Genomic DNA, 22,081 nt, shown 5'->3' on the forward strand with positions numbered 1-22,081 from the left:
TTCAGTGGTCCGTCGACAGCAAGCAGCAGACCGAGCGATCCGAGCGAAGCTCCGGTCGCCGGGGCATCCGAAGTTCCAGCGTCATGTCGAGGCGGCGTTCTGGGGGCAGATCGCCGAGGGCCTGTTACCCGAGGAGGCCGCGGCAGTTGCCGGCGTGGCGCAGGCCGTCGGTGCGCGCTGGTTCCACAACGCTGGCGGCATGCCGCCGTTCGACATCAAGAAGCAACCGTCGGGCCGATACCTCTCGTTCGCTGAGCGCGAGGAGATCGCGCTCCTCAAAGCCCAGGACAAGGGCGTACGGGAGATCGCGCGAGAGGTCGGTCGTGATCCCGGAACGATCTCTCGAGAACTGCGCCGCAATGCCGCTACCCGCAGCGGCAAGTCCGAGTACCGAGCGTCGGTGGCGCAGTGGAAGGCCGACATGGCAGCCAAGCGGCCCAAGGTCGCGAAGTTGGTCGCCAACCCACGGCTGCACGCCTACGTTCAGGAGCGGCTGACCGGGCAGATCAGCCGTCCTGACGGGACGGTGGTCGCGGGGCCGCAGGCCCCGAGGTTCACCGGTCGCAACAAGCCACACCGCAAGGACCGGCCGTGGACGAGGGCGTGGAGCCCGGAGCAGATCGCGAACCGGATCAAGCTCGACTTCCCCGATGATGAATCCATGCGTATCAGCCACGAGGCGATCTACCAGTCGCTCTACATCGAGGGCCGTGGCGCGCTCAAACGTGAGCTGGTCTGGTGCCTTCGGACTGGCCGGGCTTTACGGGCACCGCGGGAGCGATCGCATCGCAAGACCTGGGCACACGTCACCCCAGAGACGCTGATCAGTGAACGGCCCGCTGAGGCTGATGACCGCGCCGTTCCGGGCCATTGGGAAGGCGATCTCCTGATCGGCTTGGAACGCTCGGCGATCGGCACCGTCGTCGACCGCACGACCAAGTACACGCTGCTGGTGCACCTGCCGCGCGAGGAGGGCTACCGGCACAAGGAGACCCCGAAGAACGGACCCGCGTTGGCCGGCTATGGCGCGATCACGATGAAGACCGCGTTGGCGAACACGATGTCGACCTTGCCGACCGAGCTGGCCAGGTCGCTGACCTGGGACCGGGGCAAGGAGATGTCCGCGCACGCCGAGTTCAAGGTCGAGACCGGCATCCCGGTCTTCTTCGCGGACCCGCAGTCGCCCTGGCAGCGCGGCACCAACGAGAACACCAACGGACTGCTGCGCCAGTACTTCCCCAAGGGCACCGACCTGTCGCGTTGGTCGGCCGAGGATCTCGAGGCCGTCGCTCACGCCCTGAACACCAGACCCCGCAGGGCCCTTGGCTGGAGGACCCCCGCCGAGGCGTTCAACGAGCACCTACTGTTGCTCCAACAAGCCGGTGTTGCATCGGCCGGTTGAACCTGGTCAATATCGAGCGATCCGCTACACCGAGCGGCTCGCTGAGGCCGAGGCCGTCGCGTCGGTCGGAAGCCGTGGCGATTCATATGACAATGCGATGGCTGAGGCGCTGAACTCGCTGTTCAAGGCCGAGTGCATCCGCAACCCGATCATGCGCCCCAAGGGCGGCTGGAAGTCGGTTACCGATGTCGAGATCGCCGTCGCCGAATACGTCGACTGGTACAACCACCGACGCCTTCACGGCGAGATCGGGCTCGTCCCGCCCGCCGAGTTCGAGGCCAACCACTGGGCCACCATCACACCCGCGCACTACCCTCAGACACCCGTCCCGACCGGGGCTGGTTCCAAGTAACCGAGCCTCCACGAAACCCGGGGCGATTCAACCTGCGAAGCCATCCCCGCCGGCAACCCCGCAGCGTTGTACCGATACGACGTCGTCAACGTCTCATCACCCGTGACCCCAGCCGCACCCGTGCGATCGGTACGGACCGTGACCGCCCCAGCACCGTTGTAGGCATACGTGTTCGTGTTCCCCACGTTCCCACCACCACCAGCACCTACGCCGGACTCCGCGACCCGCCGCTGCGTCCCGTCCAGGTAGTAGCCCACGCTCAACGTGATGTCACTGGAGCCGTCGATGATCTGCGCCGGACCACCATGCTGCGCATACGTCGTCGTGATCGACTTCGTCGGCGTCTCGTCAGACGCACGCTCACGCCCCATCTGAGAACTCAGACGGCCGTTCGCGCCGTAGTTCAACTTCACAAACCCAGCACCCGAGTACTCCGGATAGCCCGGCACACACGCCGTCGGCACATCCGACTTGCACTGCGCGGTCTGCGTGACCGTCTTCATCCCCGCCGGCGCATAGTCATAACGCACCGACCGATACACCGTCACCGGCACCGCAGGAGCCGTCGGCTCGGAGGCGATCGACGCCGCTCGCTGGGTGCTGCCCCGATGATCGACCAAGCCTGCTGACGGGCTCGCTCACTCTGATCGGCCAGGCTGCCTCGCGTCTGTCTGCACGCCAGTCCCCGAATGACACTCCAGGTTTTCGGGGGCATTCAGGCAGGAGTTCACAAAATCGTCCTCCTTCGGCAGGCGACACTGAATTGAAATCAAGACTTCCCAGGTCGGTCGTTCAACCGGTGCTGCCACATCGGAGCTTCACTTCCTTCGATACCCACTGCCGAAAAGAATCGCCGGTACGCACGAACTCCTCGGGATCTGCTTCAGCCTCGGGAAGCGTCGCCATTTCGTTGCTCGGACCCGCAAGAAACTGCTTTCCGCCGTCACTATACGCAACAAGCCACCAGGGTCCGAAGTCGCTCGAAAGATCAACCACGTAGAGATCATCCACGCCGAGAACGCTCAATCCAGGAAGGATCATTCCGTTGCTAAGCGCGAGCAGTGACCGCACCTCCGACGGAAGGCCGAACCCTTCCCGCTCCTCGACTTCCCCAACACGGCGCTCGTCCGCACGAGGGCGAAGCACCACGCCGACCAGCTCAAGTTCTACGCCCTCGAGCCAATCCTTCACCGGTTCATCGAGGGAGTCATCCGGAGGGGATATCGACAATGCGCCGACGGCCGCTCGTCCGGCCTGTACTGGATCGACGGTCCACTCGCGCTCCCACCTTCCGTCACACTGGCCATGCAGACCGCGGAAGAAGCCGCCGCGCGCGAGGGAAACCTTGAAGGTGAGCAAGCGTCCGGACTTCGCATCGTTCAGAACAATCGGCCTGCTCTCGACGTCGTAGTCGAGGTCAACAAGAAGGTCATCGGTGGTGGACTCGACTACGACGTCGCATGTCCCCCCCGAGATACGCCGCCTGAGGTCGGTGCCCTCAACGAACTGGCGGAGCAAGGACTCGGCGCGCGGGTCCCCGCTGCCGCGGAGTATCGCGGCAGCGACGAGCACTTCTTGGTCAGTCGCCGTCGTCGAGGGTCGCCGGCCACGCATCCATCGCCTACTGGTCATTTGAGTAGTATGCGTACACACCGAAACCGAGGCCCGCACCCCCTCCGGCAACCGCGCCTCCTTGGGCCCAGGCCGGCGTTCGATTCCAGAACCTCTTCGCCGGTCCTGGCAGCGGGTTTTGTTTCTTCCACGACCGGGGAAGGAACTGGTGCCTCAACGGATCAGCGAGGGCGTGGTCGGATCCCCACATCTTCTTAAGGTTCCATCTGGAATTCTTGAGCCAGTTGGGAGCCCAACCGGCACGTTTCGGGATGAGCCAGTGGCTCAGTTCTTTGTACTCACGGCCCCGGGGGAATGCCGGGTTGGCACGCACCTCCGCAGGGCCGCCATTGATGCGCTCGCGCACGTCACGCCAATTGTAGCGGTCAGTCTTCACTCTCTTTTTGTTGCCGATGTTGCCAATCTCCATGAGATCGTCGGCGTACTTGCCAAGCTTTAGGAACTTCGCGGGCGTAGGCAACGACATGAGCGTTTCGCCGCCACATCCGAGTGATATGGAGTCGCTCGCGCAGGCGTTGACTGCGTCTCCGACAATGAAGTTGATGATGAGGGACTGCACCACCTCTTGTTCAGCGGTTAGAGGAATATCGCCGTAGTCAGCATCGACACCCCAGGCCGCATTGCAGCCTTGTGCACCACAGATGATCGGCCCGTGGGTACCCGGGTCGTTGTCGGTGAAGTTCCCCGATCCGTCATTCAACAAGCGTAGGGCTCGGCGAGCTTGTCGTGCGTCGTCGTCGGCCTTCCATGCCTGTGCTTCACGTTCGATGCTTGCCTGGTGAGCCGCCTGCTCCTTAGCTGCTGCTGCAACTGGGCAAGAGCTAGGGTTAGAGATGCACGGCGAAACATCGTTGCCCCAACCGTCGACTGCGCCGTGGCCGTCGGGGTCGATCATGTTGATCGGGTTGCCGTTGACATACGTGTACGTGTTCGACGTCAACGGATCGACCCCGACACTCAGATCGGTGGCCGAGGACGACACCCGATACGAGTCCGGCGTCGTGAACGCCGCCTTGCCCGGGTCATAGGTCCGGGTCCCGAGCTGGTAGTTGCCCGTCGACCCGTCCCGGACCTGACCCCGATACCAATACGTGTTGCCCGTCGCCCGCGCAGCAGCCGAGTCCGTACGACACACCCCATTGCCATCACCCGCAGCCCCAGTCCCCGGCGCACCACTCGGGGCAGGATCGACAGGATCACCGAACGCACCAAACCGGGCACCACACACCAACGAGCTGCCCGTGGTCGCGGTGACCGCGGTGATATTGCCGTGGCCGTCCTCGTCCAAGAACGCCGTCCCGGCCCCGGTCGTGCCCGTCTGCTTGTACGCAACCGCCGCACCACCCGGATCGAGCTGGTACAGCACCACCGGACCGTCGTTGTTGCCGTTGACCGCACCCGTCTGACCCACCACGGCAGCACTCAGACCATCGAACACACTCCGCGTGATCCCGTCCGCCGACGGCTTCGCCGCACCCGACACCGTGACCGTGCGCTGGCGATCCAACCCGTCATAGGTGTACACCGTGGTCCGGTCATCACTCCCACACGCAGCCGTATCGACGACGACCCGCTTCTCCTCCACACGATCGAACGCGTCATAGGAGTACTCGCTGCAACCATCACGCGTCAGCAGACCCGCCCCGTTGTAGGTGTGGAGCTGATCAGCCTCGCCAGGGACCTTCAGAGCCTTGATCGAGTTGTCCCAGTTGTAGGTCGTCTCCGTCGGCGTCGCCCCATCGACCGACACCGAGGTCCGGTTGCTGTTCTTGTCCCACGTGTACGCCGTCACCCGCGCGGTGGCACTCCCCGACTTATGAGACCACTCGAGGACCTGCTCACTCGGCGCGTACTCGTACTCGTTGACATACCCACCGACACCACCGCTGCCGCTGCTCACGGTCTGCTTGGTGAGGTTCCGGTTCCTGTCATACAGGTACTCGTACTTCCCCACGACCGTGCCACCAGCCGTGGTCTCAGCCCCCGCCAACACACCATTGGGCTGCCACGACCACTCCGCGACATGACCACCCGTCGTCGCCGACCTCAACCGACCGGCCTTGTCCCACCCATAGGACGTCGACACGCCCAGCACATCCGAGTCCATCCCCGCCGCAAGACCCGCAGCGTTGTACCGATACGACGTGACCTTCGTGCTCCCCCCGGTCACACCCGACGGCTCGGTCGTGTCCGTCCGCACCGACACCGCACCAGCCCCGTTGTACGCATACGTGTTGGTGTTCCCCACACCACCGCCCACCCCGGACTCCGCGACCCGACGCTGCGACCCGTCCAGGTAGTAGCCGACATTGATCGTGATCCCGCTCGACTCGTCCTTGACCTGCGCCGGACCACCATGCTGCGCATACGTCGTCGTGATCGACTTCGTCGGCGTCTCGTCAAACTTCCGGTCCCTGCCCATCTGCGAGCTCAACCGCCCGTTCGCGCCGTAGTTCAACTTCACGAAACCAGCACCCGAGTACTCCGGATAGCCCGGCACACACGCCGTCGGCTCATCCGACTTGCACTGCGCGGTCTGCGTGACCGTCTTCATCCCCGCCGGCGCATAGTCGTAACGCACCGACCGATACACCGTCACCGGCACCTCAGGAGGCGTGGGCTCGGTCAACCCCACCGGCGTATGCGTCGCCGCCAGCAGATTGTCCTTCGTGAACTCGTTGAAGATCGGCGGCCGGTCATGACGCACCGCCTCGGGCTGCCACACCTCGATCGCGTTCCCGACCTTGTCGTAGCCGTACCTCGTCTTCGCCGTGCCCTGACCCCCACCCGGCCCCGGAGCCTCGATCTGAGCCAACAAGTTGTCACTCGCGTACCCCTTGGAGATCGCGCAATCATGTCACCATGAGGAAACTGTGGCCCGTGCGACAGATTCGGGCCGTCTTCAACGAAGATGCGATCACCGTCTATCAGGCATATGCCGCGGGCATCGCCATCCCAGCGGCGCCGCACTTGCGCAGGACCGCAGCCAGAACAGCGACCAGTAGCCCGAAGGCCCAGCAGCCAGTGACGCCGAATCGGCTGATCAGGCATTCGGGTCAAGACTGAGAAACGCATCGTTCTCGTAGTAGTAGCGGACAGAGCGCCGCAATGCCTCCACAGCGACGCCAGGAACTTGCGCTCTCGCGTTCGCGACGATCTGAACGAGGTCGCTGCCAACGATGCAAGCGGTCATCCCAACCTGCGACGCAGGCGTTGGGACCTCGTCGTCATCGACTTCCCAGTCATCCTCAGTCGTGATGACAACGGGTTCCGCACCGGTTGCTGGAAGACTCGCGAAGCAAACGTAGGCATCGAATGCGAGCTCCTCGGCTCCGAGGATCACGTCATCCCAAATCGATTCAAGCATTATCGTCCTCCACCCCACAGTGACATTCCGCCCACGCCGCCGGGATGGAGTGATGCCTGCACCGGCCCTGGCGCCATGTGGTGTGCCCTCGGAATCAGTTGCATCACTCCCGGTGACGTCTGATGATGCCAGGTAAGGCCAAGCTCCGCTGGCGCGCGTCGCGGGTACGCCCCGCGCGGGCCCGGCCGCACAAAGTCCGCGATCCCGGGGTACAGATCGTCCATGCTGGCGGCGAATCCAGGATCCGCTCTGAAGGCCTCATCCAGATTTCGGTTGGCCGCGGCGAAGTGGAACTTGTCCGAACGTCCTGGATAGGCGGACGATTCAAGGCGCGTCTCGTACGCCACTGAGTAGTTCGGGCTATCCGCTGGTCGAGCCTTTGGCGCACTGGGGTTCTTGCGCCGCAGCCCCCGAGAAGGCTGAGGCGTCTTCTCCGAACTGGCCCGAACCTCATGCTTGCTTCCCCCAACGGACGCGTCATTCTTCGGAGAAGCATACCCCGGCTTCACATGCTGCGGCGGCCGGGTGTCATCGACTTGACGCTTGACCAGTCCAAGCAGGTCATCGCTGTGCTTTAGCGCAACCTTCAGGCCGTTACCAATAAGCGGAGCCATTGCGACCATATCGAGAGCAGCTGCGTCAAAGTCGCCGTTCACGACATGGTAGGCAAGCGACGCGGCGTCGATGACCTCACCAACAACAGGTACCGAACCGGCAACCTCACGAGCGATCGTGCACAACCCACACGACTGCGTCTTGGGCTTTCCGTCCCAATCAGTAACCCAGGCACCCGTCTTCTGATCCGGATACAAGACTGTTCCTGTCGGCACTGGACCGTCATAGGTGACACCACATCCGAGGTTGTCTTGGCATGCCGGCCGATGCCCGTCCTCATCGACCAGGTTGACCGGGTTGCCGTTGACGTAGGTGTAGGTGTTCGACGTCAACGGGTCGACACCGACACTCAGATCCGTAGCCGAGGACGACACCCGATACGAGTCCGGCGTCGTGAACGCCGCCTTGCCCGGGTCATAGGTCCGAACCCCCAACTGGTAGTTCCCCGTCCCACCATCACGGACCCGACCCCGATACCAATACGTGTTACCGGTCGCCCGCGCTGCGGCCGAGTCCGTGCGACACATGCCGTTTCCATCACCAGGATCATCACTGCCCGGCGAACCACTCGGCTCCGCATCCACCGGCCCACCGAACGCGTCATACCGCACCGCACACGCCACCACATGACCCGACGTGATCACCGACGTGACATTGCCGTGCCCGTCGTCATCCAAGAACGCCGTCCCGGCCCCGGACGACCCCGACTGCTTGTAACCCATAGCCGTACCACCAGGATCGAGCTGGTACAGCACCGTCGGGCCGTTCGCATCACCGTTGACCGCCCCGGTCTGACCGACCACATCGACCGACAAGCCGTCGAACACACTGCGAGTGATCCGGTTCGCCCCCGGCTTCGCCGACCCCGACACCTCGCTGACCCGCTGCCGATCCAAACCGTCGTACGAGAAGTCCGTGACCCGCGGATCGTTGTCACAAACATCCGTGCCGGCCCTGGCCTGCCGCTCCACCCGGTCGAACGCGTCATACCGATAGGTGTTGCACCCATCCTCGGTGAGCAGACCCACCGCGTTGTACTCATACACGAACCGGTCATTCGTCGCCGGCACACCGTTGTCACCCGGACCATCAACGACCTTGACCGAGTTGTCCCACCGATAGCTCGTCGAGGTCACCCCGTCGACACTGTCGTCGACCTTGGTCCGGTTGCTGTTCTTGTCCCACTCGTAGTCAACGACCCGAGCAGTACCCCCACCACTGGGCGGCTGATGACTCCACCTCAACACCTGCTCACTCGGCGCGTACTCGTACTCGTTGACATACCCACCGACACCACCGCTGCCGCTGCTCACGGTCTGCTTGGTGAGGTTCCGGTTCCTGTCATACAGGTACTCGTACTTCCCCATGACCGTGCCACCAGCCGTGGTCTCAGCCCCCGCCAACACACCATTGGGCTGCCACGACCACTCCGCGACATGACCACCCGTCGTCGCCGACCTCAACCGACCGGCCTTGTCCCACCCATAGGACGTCGACACGCCCAGCACATCCGAGTCCATCCCCGCCGCAAGACCCGCAGCGTTGTACCGATACGACGTGACCTTCGTGCTCCCCCCGGTCACACCCGACGGCTCGGTCGTGTCCGTCCGCACCGACACCGCACCAGCCCCGTTGTACGCATACGTGTTGGTGTTCCCCACACCACCGCCCACCCCGGACTCCGCGACCCGACGCTGCGACCCGTCCAGGTAGTAGCCGACATTGATCGTGATCCCGCTCGACTCGTCCTTGACCTGCGCCGGACCACCATGCTGCGCATACGTCGTCGTGATCGACTTCGTCGGCGTCTCGTCAAACTTCCGGTCCCTGCCCATCTGCGAGCTCAACCGCCCGTTCGCGCCGTAGTTCAACTTCACGAAACCAGCACCCGAGTACTCCGGATAGCCCGGCACACACGCCGTCGGCTCATCCGACTTGCACTGCGCGGTCTGCGTGACCGTCTTCATCCCCGCCGGCGCATAGTCGTAACGCACCGACCGATACACCGTCACCGGCACCTCAGGAGGCGTGGGCTCGGTCAACCCCACCGGCGTATGCGTCGCCGCCAGCAGATTGTCCTTGGTGAACTCGTTACGCACCGGCGGCCGGTCATGACGCACCGCCTCCGGCTGCCACACCTTGATCGCGTTCCCGACCGCGTCATAGCCGTACCTCGTCACCGCCGTGCCCTGACCCCCACCCGGCCCCGGAGCCTCGATCTGAGCCAACAGGTTGTCACTCGTCCACACCTGCGTCGTGGTCTTCCCCTCCGGATTGACCGTCGAGACCAGGTTCCCCGCCCCGTCATAGACGTACCGCGTCTTCTCGTCCTGCGACGGCAACGGGCCCTCGTCATCGTCCGGGTCATAGGCCTGCCCCTCGGTCTCCTCCACCAGACCGTCCGCGAAGTACGACGTCCGCGTCACACTCCCCTTCGCATCCGTCGACGACACCAACCGCCCCACACCGTCATACACATTCGTCGCAGCAACCACCCGGCCGCTCGAGCTCGGATCAGGTCCCTCGACCTGCTGCACCAGACCGTCGTCGGTGTAGCTGTAGTCGAGATAGCCCTCGTCCCCCGCACTCGCCCCGCCGCTCGAGCTCGGCAACCAGGCCCGCGCGACATTGCCCACCGGGTCGTAGACCGTCCGCGTCATGCACACACCCACCTGCGCGCCATAGGTCGACGGCAACGCAGCACCCGACCCGGACAGCCCCGTGAGCGCCAGATCCAGAACCCGACCGGTCGCACACTGCGTGGCCTGCTGGTCGACACTTCCGCCACCGTCGTTGCCCGGACCGACCGACGCGGTCGAGCTCCCCGACACGTTGTCGTACCGCGGGCTGTAGGCCGCCACCGGCCGACCGTCGAGGTCATAGTCCAGACGTCGAGCCGTGTTCAGATTCGGCGCCGACAACGACGCGACATTGCTGAACGCCTGCGGCGGCAACATCGCCACCACCCGACCATCCGCGTCGTACGCCGTGCGCGACCGGGTGTTCTCGAACCCGTTCGCGTCCGGCGCCGCATACGCACTGGCATCGAGCGCCGGATCGGCCTGCACCGTCTGCGCACCCTCGATCGTGTCGACCGGACGGTTCGCCGCGTCATAGGAGACCGCCGTGATCATGTCGCCACGCGTCACCTCCACGCCGGCAGGCGCATTCGTCACGTCCTCGCCATCGATCCGGATATAGCCAGCCGCACCATTGCCACCGTTCCGGCTGCTGACACCCGCGCCGCCGGCGCCACCCGTCACGTCGAGCACCGACGGATCGGCGAGCTCGATGGTCGGCGCGGCCAGCCAGATGCCGCCGCCCGCACCGCCGCCGGCACCCGCGGACTGGCCCGTCCCGGAGACGCCGTCGGCTCCGGACGCGTCGATCGTGCCGTCGACCACGATGCGGCCGGCCGTCAGCCGGAGATAGCCGCCACCGTTGCCGCCCGTGCCCCCGGCACCGGTGAGGGCCTTGCCACCTCCGCCGCCACCGCCGCCGGAGCCGAGCAGGTAGTCGACGCCGACCGTGGCGAAGTCGGGGGTGCCCGACGCCAGCCCCGGCAGGCCGGGCCCGCTGCCACCGGTGCCGGCGGCGCCGCCGTCGGTCTTGTGACCGCCACCGCCGCCCCCGGAGGGCGACAGCCCGAGCAGGCCGCCCCGGCCGCCCTTGCCTCCGTTGCCGGGGTTGGGGTTGGCCGCGTCGCCGGCATGGCCGTTGCCGCCGCTGCCGGCCGCGCCTCCCTGATAGCCCTTGCCGGCGACGGTGATCGAGCAGGTGGCGCAGACCGTCACGGTACCGGTGGCGTAGAAGAGGAGACCGTTGGCGGCAGCCGACGTCACGTGGGCGCCGTTCTTCAAGGTCACGTCGCGGTACTGCGCGCCGTCGGGGATCTGGAACGGGTTGCCCGCGCCGTGCGCGAGGCCGTCGGTCGACTCCGAGGGGGTGGTGCCGTCGACGACGAGAGGTCCGTCGGCCCCCGACCCGGTGTTGATCGACCCGGGCGCCAGCACGGCGGTGACGTTGCCGTTGGGGTTGTAGCGCCATCTGGTCGTGTTCGTCTTCGTCCCGCGTCGCGGCACCTCCATCGAGGTACGCCGGCCCTGCCAGTCGTACGCCGTCGTGGTGCGGTTCCCGTTGGGGTCGGTGACCGCGGTGGTGTTCCCGTCCGCGTCGTAGTCGTAGGTGGTCGACAGCTCCTCCGGGCTCCCGCCACCGGCGCGATACCGGACCTGCTTCGTGGTGTTGCCGGCCGAGTCGTACGCGAAGTGGGTGGCGTGGACCCCGGTGCTCGCGCAGCCGGCTGCCGTGTTCGGCGTCGTGCCCGGCTCCGACGTCACGAACTGTCGCGGTGAGCAGGCGTCCAGGACCCGTCCCTCGCGGTCGTAGGTCCAACGCGACGTGAGCATCTCGGTGCCGCCCTCGGTGCGCGGCGCGTCGACCCGGCGTTGGCGGCCCGCGGCGTCGGAGTGGGTCGTGGTGACCTGGCTGTTCGCATCCGTCGTGGTGAGGACCCGGCCGACGCCGTCGTAGGTCGTCGACGTCACGCAGATCCGATGGCCGTTCTGCGCGCTGGTCCACTCGGCGGTCGTGGCGGTGCCCGTGCAGGCGCCGGGAGCGACGGCATCCGGGCTCCGGGTCACCTGGCTGGTGAGCTGCCGGTTCAGCGGGTCAAAGGTCGCCCGGGAGGCGACACCGCGGGGGTCGATCGTCTTGACCGGGTTGCCGAACGGGTCGTACGTCGTCCGCGCGACGGTGTCCGGGGAGCGGTGCTGCGCGCCGGTGGACGACACCGGGCGGCCGGCGGCGTCGTAGCCGGTCATCCGGTCGTAGGCGGAGGTCAGGACGTCATGGCCCCGGCCGGAGCGGACCCGGCGCGGCTGGCCGAGGCGGTCCAGGGTGGTCGTGACCAGGTTCCCGGTGGCGTCGCGACTCCCCTGGACACCCCACAGCGCGGAACGATAGGGCGAGATGTCGATGCCGGCCGTCGCCGGGGTCGCGGTGGTGGCCGGGGTGGTGTTGTCGGCCCGCTGGTTGTTCGCGGTCGATCCCCAGACCCGGACCCGACCGGCCTGGTCGGCGGTCGCGATCGTCGCCCAGCCGCCCGCGACAGCGACCTGCCCGGTGAGGTTCGGGACCTGGGTCGGCGTCAGCACGGTGGCGGCGGCCGAGCCGCCGCCCGACTGCCCGGCGTTGTTGATGCCCCACACCCGGACCGTGCCGTCGCGCAGGAGCGCGACCGCGCTCCTGTCGGCGCCGACGACCTGCCGGACCGGGCCGGCGCTCGTGCCGGGGCCGAGGGTCGTGACCTTGACCGGGCTGGTGCGCTGGGTCGTGGTGCCGTCGCCGAGCTCACCGGAGCCGTTGCCGCCGAAGGACCAGACGGTGCCGTCGCGCCCGATGGCATAGGAGGACCCGAACCCGCTGGAGACCTGGCGGATGCCGGCGCCGTCCAGCGCGGTCACCCGGGTCGGCGAGGTCCGTCCGGTCGTGTCACCGAGACCGAGCTGACCGGTGCTGTTGGCACCCCAGGACCAGGTCGTGCCGTCCGTCTTCACGGCCAGCGAGCCGAGGTTGCCGCCGGCCATGGTCGACACGTCGTCGAGGACCTTGACGGGCGTGGAGACGGCGGCGGTGGAGCCGTTGCCGATCTGCCCGGAGCCGTTGGCGCCCCAGCCCCACAGGCCGCCCTCGGCGTCGAGGGCGAGCAGGTGGCAGCCACCGGCCGCGATCGAGATGATGTCGGGCGGCAGGCCGGTGCGCTTCTCGGGCCGGGACACACCGCCACCGGCCGCGCCGGTCACCCAGACCTCACCGCCACCGGTCAGGTAGGCGGTGGACGCGCATCCCGACGAGGTGCCCGTCGCGGTCTGCACGACCTGGACGGCATTGGTCATCGGATCCGCGCGGACGGGAGTCTTGCGGTTCGTCGTGCTGCCGTCGCCCAGCTCGCCGCTCCCGTTGGTGCCGGCACCCGTCACGGTGCCATCGGGGGCGATGGCGATCAGCGCGGTGTTGGAGACGCTGAGCGCGTCGGAGGTGACCGGGTTGGCGGACACCGTGTCGACGAAGCGCGCCGTGGGCGGGGCGTTCGCGTCGGCCCACGCGGCGGTGAGGTCCTTGCCCTTGGCGGCGTTGCGGTCCCAGGTGCGCGCGACATTGCCCGCGACGTCGTGGGCGTAGACGATCTTCTCGCCCTCGGGGTCGACGACCGCCTTGAGCCAGCCGCCGGCGGACACGGACCCGGACAGGTCACACGACTTGCGGCCCTCGCCGGTGCAGGTCGTCACCACCGGGTAGTAGCGGTACTCGGTCGCCGGCTTGAGAGACCCGGTGCTCGAGGCCGAGTTCGCCTTCGGCGTACGCATCAGGGTGCGCTGGCCGAGGCCGTTGTACTCGTAGGTCGTGCAGGAGGAGGCGTACGACGGCGACGGGGTCGGCGCCGCCGGGCTGCCGACCGGCAGGCCACTGGTGGGCGAGGCGCACACGCCCCTCGACACCCCCTCGGCCGCGGGCGTGTCGACCTCGCAGACCAGGCCGGTGTTGCCGCGCACCGCCGTGCCGCACACCGAGGACCCCGCGACCTTGTTGGTGGAGCTGAGCACACCGTCGCCGGGCAGGTCCCGGCGGATGGAGGTGAGGTGCTCCCCCCACTTGCCGGAGTTGGCCGACTCGTTGCCTCGCGGCGAGAGCTCCTGGATCTCGTCGACGACCGCGTAGAGCGTGTCCGCCTTGATCCGGGTCGCCCCCCGGGCTGCGCTGTAGTGCGCCTCGATCCGCGCCCCCGACAGCGTGGTGGGGTAGACCGCGACCTCGTCGAGCGTGGACCCCGCGTTGACGGAGTAGCCGAGGGTGCCGGCGGAGAGATCGGTGGAGAACGAGCCGGCCAGCGTGTCGGAGTAGGTGACCGTGGGTGCCTGCTGGCCGTCGATCCAGATCTGCACCCCGGAGGCGGACCCGGAGCCGTTGTAGCGGTACACGACGTGGTGCCACGCGTCGTCGGCGACCGAGGTCGGGGTGTAGACGACCAAGGACTCCCCGGCGAGCAGGTTGGAGTAGAGCGCGACGAACGGCAGTCCCCCGGCGACCCGGCCCACGCTGGCGTAGGCCGTGGACGACGCCCCCCACTGGAAGGCGTACTCCGCGCCGGTGTTCGCGGTCTTCATCCAGGTCTCGACCGTGAAGTCGGAGCCCGACGCCGAGGTCCCGTGGGCGAAGCCGTTGAACGGGGACACCAGTCCGGTCCAGCCGGACACCCGCTCGCCGACGGCGGCGTTGCCGTGCACGACACCCGGTTCGCCATAGGTGATGCCGGGGCCGTACACGCCGTGCTTGGTCCCGGTCTGGCTGGTCATCGTCGTCCCGCTGGCCTCGTCGAGTCGCCAGTACGCCATCGGGTTGTCCTGCATCACCGACTGCCGGTAGGTGCCTCCACCGGCGCTCGACTCGACCTGCCCGTCGCCGACGACATGGTTGTTGAAGGCGCGCTGCCCAGTGCCGGCGTCGAAGTACTGCTCATGGCTTCCCCACGTGGTGATCGCGGAGTTGGCGTCCGTCCACGGCTGACCGGCGTCGAGCAGCACCCGCTCGCGCAGCCGCTGGCCGAAGTCGCCGTAGAGATAGTCGGTGGCCTGGTCGTGCACGGTGACTCCCGACAACGTCCCGGTACCCACCTCGCCCGGAACGAACGGCTCCTCGGTCGGCTCAGCACGCCGGATCACCTGGCACAGGTTGTGGTTCATGGTGACCGTCGGCTGGGAGCACGAGGCGATGCCGGCGCCGCCTTCGGCCTCCCCCATGCCGTCCCAGAAGTAGCCCGTCTGTGCCGCGTACATGCCGCTTCCGGGGTCGTTCGGGTTGGTCCCGCCGGTGGTGCCCTCGGCGATCTGCCCGACGCGACCCCACTTGTCGATGTGGCTGTAGCGGATGCGGTGACAGGTCGTGCCGCAGGAGGCGAGGTCGTCGGGTGCCGCCATGTCGGCCGTCGCGAGGTACGTGCCGGGGTTCTGGCTGCTCGTCGAGTCGGTCCACGTGTACGCCGTCGCGAGGCCCCGGGCGTCGCCGCCGCCGGCGTTGGCGTTGGCGCGGCGGTCCTTGACCATCGCGATCCGGTCCGGGCCGGCGGGTGCCTCGACGTAGGAGAACGTCGTCTTCTCGCCGTTGGCGTCGGTGACCGAGCAGAGCTGACCGGACGTGATCGTGCCGCCCACCGAGCCCGCACACGGGTTCCCGGCCGAGGCATAGGTGTAGGCCGAGGACGGCCTCGCTCCCGGCGCCGTCGAGTAGGGGTTGCCCGGCTCCCACACCTCGCGCAGCAGGGGCAGGGTCAGGTCGCGCGACACGACGTACGTCGTCACCCGTCCGGCCGTGTCCTTGACCTCGACGAGCCGGTTCGTGGACAGCGGCGTCTTGTCATAGCTGATGGTCACCTTGGGGCAGGCGGCACCGGCCTCGCACGACGACGTCATGATCTCGGTCGGCCCGTACTGGAAGCTCGGGTCGTAGACCAGCTGCTGGCCGGCGGGGTCGGTGACCCGGACCAGGTCGCCGCCCTGGTTGAAGTCGTAGCGCATCCGGTTGGGGTGGATCAGCGACCAGCCGAGCGTCAGCTCGCCGCTCTGGGCGGGCGTGGTGCAGTTGTTGGCGCCCATCCCGACGTAGCGGAACAGGAACATGTTGGATCCCGGCGGGCCGGTGTAGGCCTTGTCGAGGCACAAGTTGGTGTACGCCAGCCCCTCGACGATCGACGACAGCGCGTAGGGCAGGGTCGCCGGGTTCAGCAGGCTGAGGATCGAGTCGAGCAGGCCCTGCTGGCCGGTGAGGTCGATGGGCAGGCTGAGGTTGCCGATCGACGCGCCCAGCGAGCGCAGCTTGAAGACGTGCCGGGTGCCGTCGCGGTCGACATAGGGCATCGACAACGGCCGCTTGACGTTCTGCAGGTTGGGCAGCTTGAGACCGGCGATGCCGAAGCCGGTGGCCGTGGCGCCGGTGCCGCCGACGTCGAACTGCCAGCCGGCACCGATCGGCCCGCCCGCGGACATCAGGTCCTGGGAGTTGTAGACCCGGCCGAGCCCGATCGCGAGCTGCCCCGGAGCCTGCACCGGGTCCGTGTCGTACTGCTTGACGACCAGGTTGCCGTTGGCGACGTTGACGCTGGCGCTGCCGCCACCGCCCAGGTCGGTGGTGTCGTAGGTCCACCAGTCCTCCAGCCCCAGGCCGCCGCCGCAGACGGTGATCGGCTTGGCGACCGGCGCCGACCCGCCCAGCAGCGAGGAGGCGATCGCGGGGATGTCGATGAGGTGGCAGCCCTTCGGCCCACCGGTGACGGCGGCGAGGAACTCGCCCACGCGCAGACCTGCCGGCGGGATCTGGATGTTGCCGATCGTGGCCGTCAGGCTCTCGACCAGTCCACAGACCGCAGTGACACCGGAGCCGCAGGACCCGATCGTGCTCAGGCTCCCGCTCGCACCCCACCGGAAGTCCGTGCCGGCGGCCAGCACGTCCTCCTGGAGCGCCGAGACGACGGAGACCTGGTCGCTGGCGTCGATGCTGTCCACGCCCGCGTTGGCGGCCGTGATCTGGACCCGGATGGTGTCGCCGGCCCAGATGCTGTCGCCGGGGCGTGACGGGTCCGAGGCCCGCTCGACGTCGATGCCGAGCACCGGGAGGGATGCGTTGTAGCTCCAGGTCTCGTCGAGGTACGACGCGCCGCCCGGATGCCCGCCGTACATCACGACCTGACCGCCGGGGCCGGCAGCCATCGCCGATCCGGCCCGGCCCGTCGGTGCGGCGATGCCGACCGCCTGGGACCAGTCCGCCCCGGTCCACGCCCAGGTGTCGCTGCGCAGCACCAGGCTGCTGCCGCTGTAGGCGGCGCCGCCGAACATGACCACGGCGCCCAGGGCGCCGTCGAAGGTCATGGCGTGGCTGGCGCGCGCCGGCGGGACATGGGCCGGCGACTGCGACGTCCAGGACGACGCTCCCGTCCCGAGCGTCCACGTGTCGCCCAGGATCGAGCACGCCGTGGCGCACGGCGGCGCCGCGCCGCCGAAGAGAACGAGCTGGCTCGTCGACGCCGAGTAGGCGAGCCGGTGGTCCATGCGGGCCGGCGGCGCTCCCGGCGCCCCGTCGGCCTGGAGCCGGGTCCACGCCCACCCGGAGCCGGGGTTCTTCAGCTGCCAGGTGTCGTTGATCGCGGTGGTCGACGACGTCTGGCCGCCGAAGACCACGAACGCCTCGCGAGCGTTGTCGTACGCCATCGACGCACCGGCCCGCGCGGACGGCGGGGTGCCGGTGGGAGACACGGAGGCCCAGGTGGTGCCGTCCCAGGCCCACACCTCGTTGACCGGCGTGGCACTCGCCGTCTGACCGCCGAACATCACGATCCGCTGGCTCACCGGGTCCCAGGCCATCGTCGCGCGGGTCCGGGCGCCGGGACTCGTGGCCGGGGTCCGCTGCGTCCAGGTGACGCCGTCCCACGTCCAGGTCTGGTTGCTGTAGCCACCGGCGTCCAGCGCGCCGCCGAACAGCACGGCCTGGCCGCGCGTCTCGTCGTACGCCATGGCGGGGTAGGTCAGCGCGGGCGGTCGCGTCGAGTTGGCCGCCTCCACCCAGTTCGGGGACAGGTACTCCCCCGCCGGCGGCACACTCGCGGCAGCCCGGAGGGCAGCGGCCGGTCGCACGCGGCCGGTCCCCTGGCCCACGACGGCGTCGGCGGGCTGGTCGTTCGCCGGCGGCGTCTCGGCGCCCGGGTCCGCGGACGGCCCATCGGTCGGCGGGTCGGACGGCGGGTCAGTCGGCGCGTCCGTCGGCGGGTCGGATGGCGCGTCGGTGGGTGCGTCGGTCGGGGTCTCGGTTGCGGGCCCGTCCGCCGGGCCGTCCTTCTTGCCCGGCGCGGGTGCCGGCGCCGCGACCGCGCCGTCCGCCAGTGCCAGGGGCGCCGCGTCCACCAGGTCCTCGGCCTGCCCGGTCTCGGAGTAGGTGCAGACCTCGGTGGCCTCGGCGAGACCGGCCAGGACGTCGGACAGCGCACCCTTGGCGGCATCGGAGCTCTGCGCCTGCTCCGGCGCCGCGCACTCCTTCGTCGCCTTCGGCGGCTTCACCTCGTCGCGGCCCCGGCCGGTGTCCTTCGGTGCCTCGGGCCCGTCCAGGTCGACGCCCTTCGCGCCGGCCGGGCGCTTCATCGGATCGATCGGATCGGCCTTGGTGTCGACACGCTTGCCGGCCACGTCGAACGGCGTCCACGGGTCCTCACGATCGGCCGTCACCGCGACCACGGCGACCACGGAGGTGACCAGCACCGCCGCGACGATCAGCGCCAGCAACCCGATGCGCTGGCGCGCCCAGCGCACCGCGGAAACGCCCGATCGTGTCGTCCTGTGCTCTGCCATGCCCCACCTCCGGGAACGCGAGATGTCGATCACACGTCACGGTCGGGGAGGAAGCCATAGCCCATCGGGACTATTTTTTACGGGCCTCTCCAAGACTTGGGTCCCGGGCGGAGGCCTCCACCAGCGCTCACGTGGACAGCCCGAGAACCCCTCGGATCCCGCGATCCACCTCGCTCATGAAGTGATCGGGAACGCTGCCCACGGCGTGCGGATCGAGGTCGCCGCGGTCGACCGTCGCGAGGCCGGTCACGTTGGCCACGGAGTCCTTCGACAGGCCGGTGGCCGGCGCGGGAAGGAAGACGTTGCCGGGCATGGCGGCCAGGGCGGTGTTCGAGGTCAGTGTCACCACGATCGTGGTGGCGAGCCGGCTCCGGTTGTAGTCGTCGGACTGGATCACCAGCATCGGGCGCCGCTTGGCCGGGCCGCTGCCGACCGGATCCCCGAAGTCGCACCAGTGCACGTCGCCACGGTTCACCACTCGTCCCCCAGCCCGGCCACCAGTCGGGCTCCGGCCTCCACGGCGAACCGGGTCGAGCCGTCGGCGTTTGCCTCGTCGACCACCGCGTCGATGGCGGCCGTGACGTCGCTGGACTCCAGTTCGTCCGCGTACTTGCTGGCGGCCGCGGCGTAGAACTGGGAGCGGTTCATCCCATGCCGCGCCGCCACCCGCTCCGCACGGGCGAACACGTCGTCAGGAACCGAGATGGCCGTCTTCATGTCGTTAGTATAACGCGGTATGACCATCATCCGGTCACTCCCGCGATCGCGTCGAGGACGCCGGCGATCGCGCGGGCGAGGGCACCGTCGCCGGCCTCCACGAGCAGTCGACCGGCGACCAGGGCGCGGTCGACGGCGGCCTGGTCGTCAGGCAGGAAGTGCACGTCGAGGTGGGCGCCGAACTCCGCGAGCATCGCGACCACGTCGGCCTCGCGCCACCCCAGCGTCGGTCGCATCCGGTTGACCACGATCCGCACCCGCGGGTCGGGCACCAGCTCATGCGCCTCGGTGAGCGCCCGCGCCAACCGAGCCAGGCCGACCGGGTCGGCGGAGCCGACGAGGACCAGCTCGTCGGCGACCTCCACCGCCTCCCGGGTGAGGCCGTTGCGCTCGGGGCGCCCGGTCACCTCGCCGAGGTCGGGCTCGAGGCTGAACCCGGTGTCGAGCACGACCTGCCCGTCCTGACGGGCGCGCTCCACGATCGCCGTGAGGGTGCCCGGTCGCAGCTCCACCCAGCGGTCCGGCCGGGGCAGGCCGGTCAGCACCCGCAGGTGGTCCGACAGCCGGCGCTGCGCGGTCGTGAAGCGCTCGTCCAGCGTGCCCGCCCCCACCAGCCGGGCAGCGGCGAGCAGCCCGGACACCTCGTCGAGGATCCCCAGCTGCTGCGCCACCGCGCCGCCGTGGGGATCGGCGTCGATCAGCAGGGTGGTCAGGCCACGGCGGGCAAGCTCACCGGCGAGACCACCGGCGAGGGTCGTGCGGCCCGGGGCACCCCCGGCTCCCCAGACGGTCAGCACCCGCCCCGCCGACCCGCCGACCCGCTCCGGCGCTGGCGCCGGCACGGCGGGCACCGACGGGTCGTCGTACGGCGGGCCGGGATCGGTCACATCGGTCGGAAGCCGGGCGATCAGGTCGGCCAGCTCGCTCGCCCGGTCAGCGGCCAGCACCGTGACGATGCCGATCCGGGCGGCGCGGGGCCGGGTGAGCTCGGGATCGGCCGCGACGCCGACCACCCGGACGCCGTGCCGGACCAGGTCGTCGACCGCCCCCTGGTCGAGTCCCGGGAGGTCGGTCGCAACGACGGCGACCTCGGCCTGGCCGGTGCGCGCCGCCGCAAGCAGGTCGGCGACATCGACGCAGCGCCGGAGCAGCACCGTGCCGGGGTGCTCGGTGAGCGCGGCCAGCGCCCGTGACTCCCAGGCCGCGCCCGAGGACACCAGCAGGACCACCGTCACGCGCGGCATCCGCGCCTCACGACCGCTGCAGGATCCGGATGACCGGGTCCTGCAAGGCACCGAGGAGCCCCTCGAACTCAGCCGCCCGCTCGTCGTCGACCGCCACGACCAGCTGGCGCGCTCCGGTGACGGCGAAGGTGTCGTCGTACGCCGGCGCGGCCACGACGGTCACGCCACTGAGCGCCGGTCCGTCGCCCTCGGCCTTGCCGGCGGCACCGCGGCCGGCACCGCGGCCGGCGTCGGCCGGAGTGTCGGACGGAGCGCCGAGAGCGGAGCCGTCGGTGAGCCACACGTCGACGATGGAACCTGTCGTCACGTCCGGGGGCACCCGGTTGGGGTCGACCTCGAGCGGAACCCGCAGCACCGCCTCCTCCTCCGCGGCGCCGACGGCCGAGCGGGCCAGGAGCTCGCCCTCGCCGATCGCCCGGACCAGGACCAGGTCGTCGGGCACCGGCTCGTCCGCCGCGAAGTAGCGCTCGAGCATCGCGTCGTCGGCGAACCGCACCCGTTGCACGGCGAGGGCATCGGCGGCCACCGGAGCCCCGGCGCCTCGATCCCCCGCCATCGCCCACACGGCCACCGTGTCGTCGGCGGCCGCGAGCAGCCGAGCCCCGACGACGACCGAGCCCGTCACGAGCAGCACGCCGAACCACAGCCTGGGGTCACGCCAGGCCGGACGCGCCACCCGCTGGGCAGGTGGCGGAGCAGGCGTGCCCGTCGAACTCCCGAGATCCCGAGTCACCGGGACATCATGCCGGGAGGCGACCGAGGACGTCACCCGCTCATCCACAGGATCGCGGTGCCGCTGGCCGCATCGGTCGGTCCCGGATGCGACGATGGGACCATGCCCGACAGCCAGGACGGACCCCGGTTCCTGACGCTCGCCGACGTCGCCGAGGTGCTCAGCACCTCCAGCGCGCAGGTCTACGCGCTGGTGCGGCGCGGCGAGCTGCCGGCGATCAAGATCGGCGGTCGCGGGCAGTGGCGGGTGGAGCGCAGCCGGCTGGAGGACTACATCGCGCAGCAGTACCGCCAGACCGAGCAGTACGTCGCCGACCACCCCTTCGTGGAGAGCGAGCCGGAGTAGTCCGCACCGGCCGACCACACGGGCCCTTGCCACCGCGCGGATCCGCCCGGGACGAATCCGCACGAGAGGGGTCTTGACGGTTCGAACATGTGTTCGATAGGATGAGCGCATGACTTCTCCCGGAGCGCTCGACACGGCCACCACCGTGGCCGAGCGCGCCGCGGAGCTGGCCGGCGGTGACTGGGACCTGATCGACGGTCCCGGCGCGGTGACGGCCGTGGAAGCGGTGGTCGCCGCGCGGTCGTTCCTGGACGCCGCACTGCTGCGCGGCATCGACCGACTCG

At 68.8% G+C, this 22,081-nt stretch carries 12 protein-coding genes; 3 read left to right on the forward strand and 9 right to left on the reverse strand.

Going from position 1 to position 22,081, the window contains the following annotated elements; translation table 11 throughout:
* Window positions 1–4 precede the first annotated feature (4 nt).
* Both KVF89_RS26075 and KVF89_RS26080 read left to right on the forward strand, forming a co-directional pair.
* Window positions 5–1,402, forward strand: a complete 1,398-nt coding sequence (locus tag KVF89_RS26075; protein ID WP_443690007.1) for an IS30 family transposase — start codon at window positions 5–7, stop codon at window positions 1,400–1,402.
* Window positions 1,383–1,754: an integrase core domain-containing protein gene (locus KVF89_RS26080; protein WP_372497967.1), complete on the forward strand. Its 372-nt coding sequence runs from the start codon at window positions 1,383–1,385 to the stop codon at window positions 1,752–1,754. The genes KVF89_RS26075 and KVF89_RS26080 overlap by 20 nt, the downstream gene beginning before the upstream one ends.
* On the opposite strand, the gene KVF89_RS26085 is transcribed toward KVF89_RS26080, so the two are convergent.
* The 9 genes from KVF89_RS26085 to KVF89_RS26125 all read right to left on the reverse strand — a co-directional run bounded on the left by KVF89_RS26085 (window position 1,718) and on the right by KVF89_RS26125 (window position 21,353).
* On the reverse strand, window positions 1,718–2,308 hold the full coding sequence (locus tag KVF89_RS26085) for a hypothetical protein (RefSeq protein WP_257430049.1): 591 nt from the start codon (window positions 2,306–2,308) through the stop codon (window positions 1,718–1,720). The genes KVF89_RS26080 and KVF89_RS26085 overlap by 37 nt on opposite strands.
* Before the next feature lie 238 nt (window positions 2,309–2,546).
* Window positions 2,547–3,386 carry an SMI1/KNR4 family protein gene (locus KVF89_RS26090; RefSeq protein WP_257430050.1) on the reverse strand — a complete coding sequence of 280 codons (840 nt, stop codon included), beginning with the start codon at window positions 3,384–3,386 and terminating at the stop codon, window positions 2,547–2,549.
* Window positions 3,376–6,204 carry an RHS repeat-associated core domain-containing protein gene (locus tag KVF89_RS26095; protein WP_257430051.1) on the reverse strand — a complete coding sequence of 943 codons (2,829 nt, stop codon included), beginning with the start codon at window positions 6,202–6,204 and terminating at the stop codon, window positions 3,376–3,378. The genes KVF89_RS26090 and KVF89_RS26095 overlap by 11 nt, the downstream gene beginning before the upstream one ends.
* A gap of 225 nt (window positions 6,205–6,429) precedes the next feature.
* Window positions 6,430–6,753, reverse strand: coding sequence for a DUF7716 domain-containing protein (locus KVF89_RS26100; protein ID WP_257430052.1), 324 nt, complete (start codon window positions 6,751–6,753; stop codon window positions 6,430–6,432).
* Window positions 6,753–18,758, reverse strand: a complete 12,006-nt coding sequence (locus KVF89_RS26105; protein WP_257430053.1) for a Kelch repeat-containing protein — start codon at window positions 18,756–18,758, stop codon at window positions 6,753–6,755. The genes KVF89_RS26100 and KVF89_RS26105 overlap by 1 nt, the downstream gene beginning before the upstream one ends.
* A gap of 127 nt (window positions 18,759–18,885) precedes the next feature.
* Window positions 18,886–19,233, reverse strand: coding sequence for a type II toxin-antitoxin system PemK/MazF family toxin (locus KVF89_RS26110; RefSeq protein WP_273475517.1), 348 nt, complete (start codon window positions 19,231–19,233; stop codon window positions 18,886–18,888).
* A complete protein-coding gene (locus KVF89_RS26115; RefSeq protein WP_257430055.1) occupies window positions 19,230–19,475 on the reverse strand; it encodes a hypothetical protein in 246 nt (81 codons plus the stop codon). The genes KVF89_RS26110 and KVF89_RS26115 overlap by 4 nt, the downstream gene beginning before the upstream one ends.
* Before the next feature lie 26 nt (window positions 19,476–19,501).
* Window positions 19,502–20,710, reverse strand: coding sequence for a CpaE/TadZ family protein (locus KVF89_RS26120; protein ID WP_257430056.1), 1,209 nt, complete (start codon window positions 20,708–20,710; stop codon window positions 19,502–19,504).
* A 16-nt stretch (window positions 20,711–20,726) separates the two neighbouring features.
* Window positions 20,727–21,353, reverse strand: coding sequence for a hypothetical protein (locus KVF89_RS26125; protein ID WP_257430057.1), 627 nt, complete (start codon window positions 21,351–21,353; stop codon window positions 20,727–20,729).
* Window positions 21,354–21,554: 201 nt separating this feature from the next.
* On the opposite strand from KVF89_RS26125, the gene KVF89_RS26130 reads away from it, so the two are divergent.
* Window positions 21,555–21,797 carry a helix-turn-helix domain-containing protein gene (locus KVF89_RS26130; RefSeq protein ID WP_257430058.1) on the forward strand — a complete coding sequence of 81 codons (243 nt, stop codon included), beginning with the start codon at window positions 21,555–21,557 and terminating at the stop codon, window positions 21,795–21,797.
* The last annotated feature ends 284 nt before the right edge of the window (window positions 21,798–22,081 follow it).

Origin of the sequence: Nocardioides carbamazepini, assembly GCF_024614185.1 — a bacterium.
Classification (GTDB): domain Bacteria; phylum Actinomycetota; class Actinomycetes; order Propionibacteriales; family Nocardioidaceae; genus Nocardioides; species Nocardioides carbamazepini.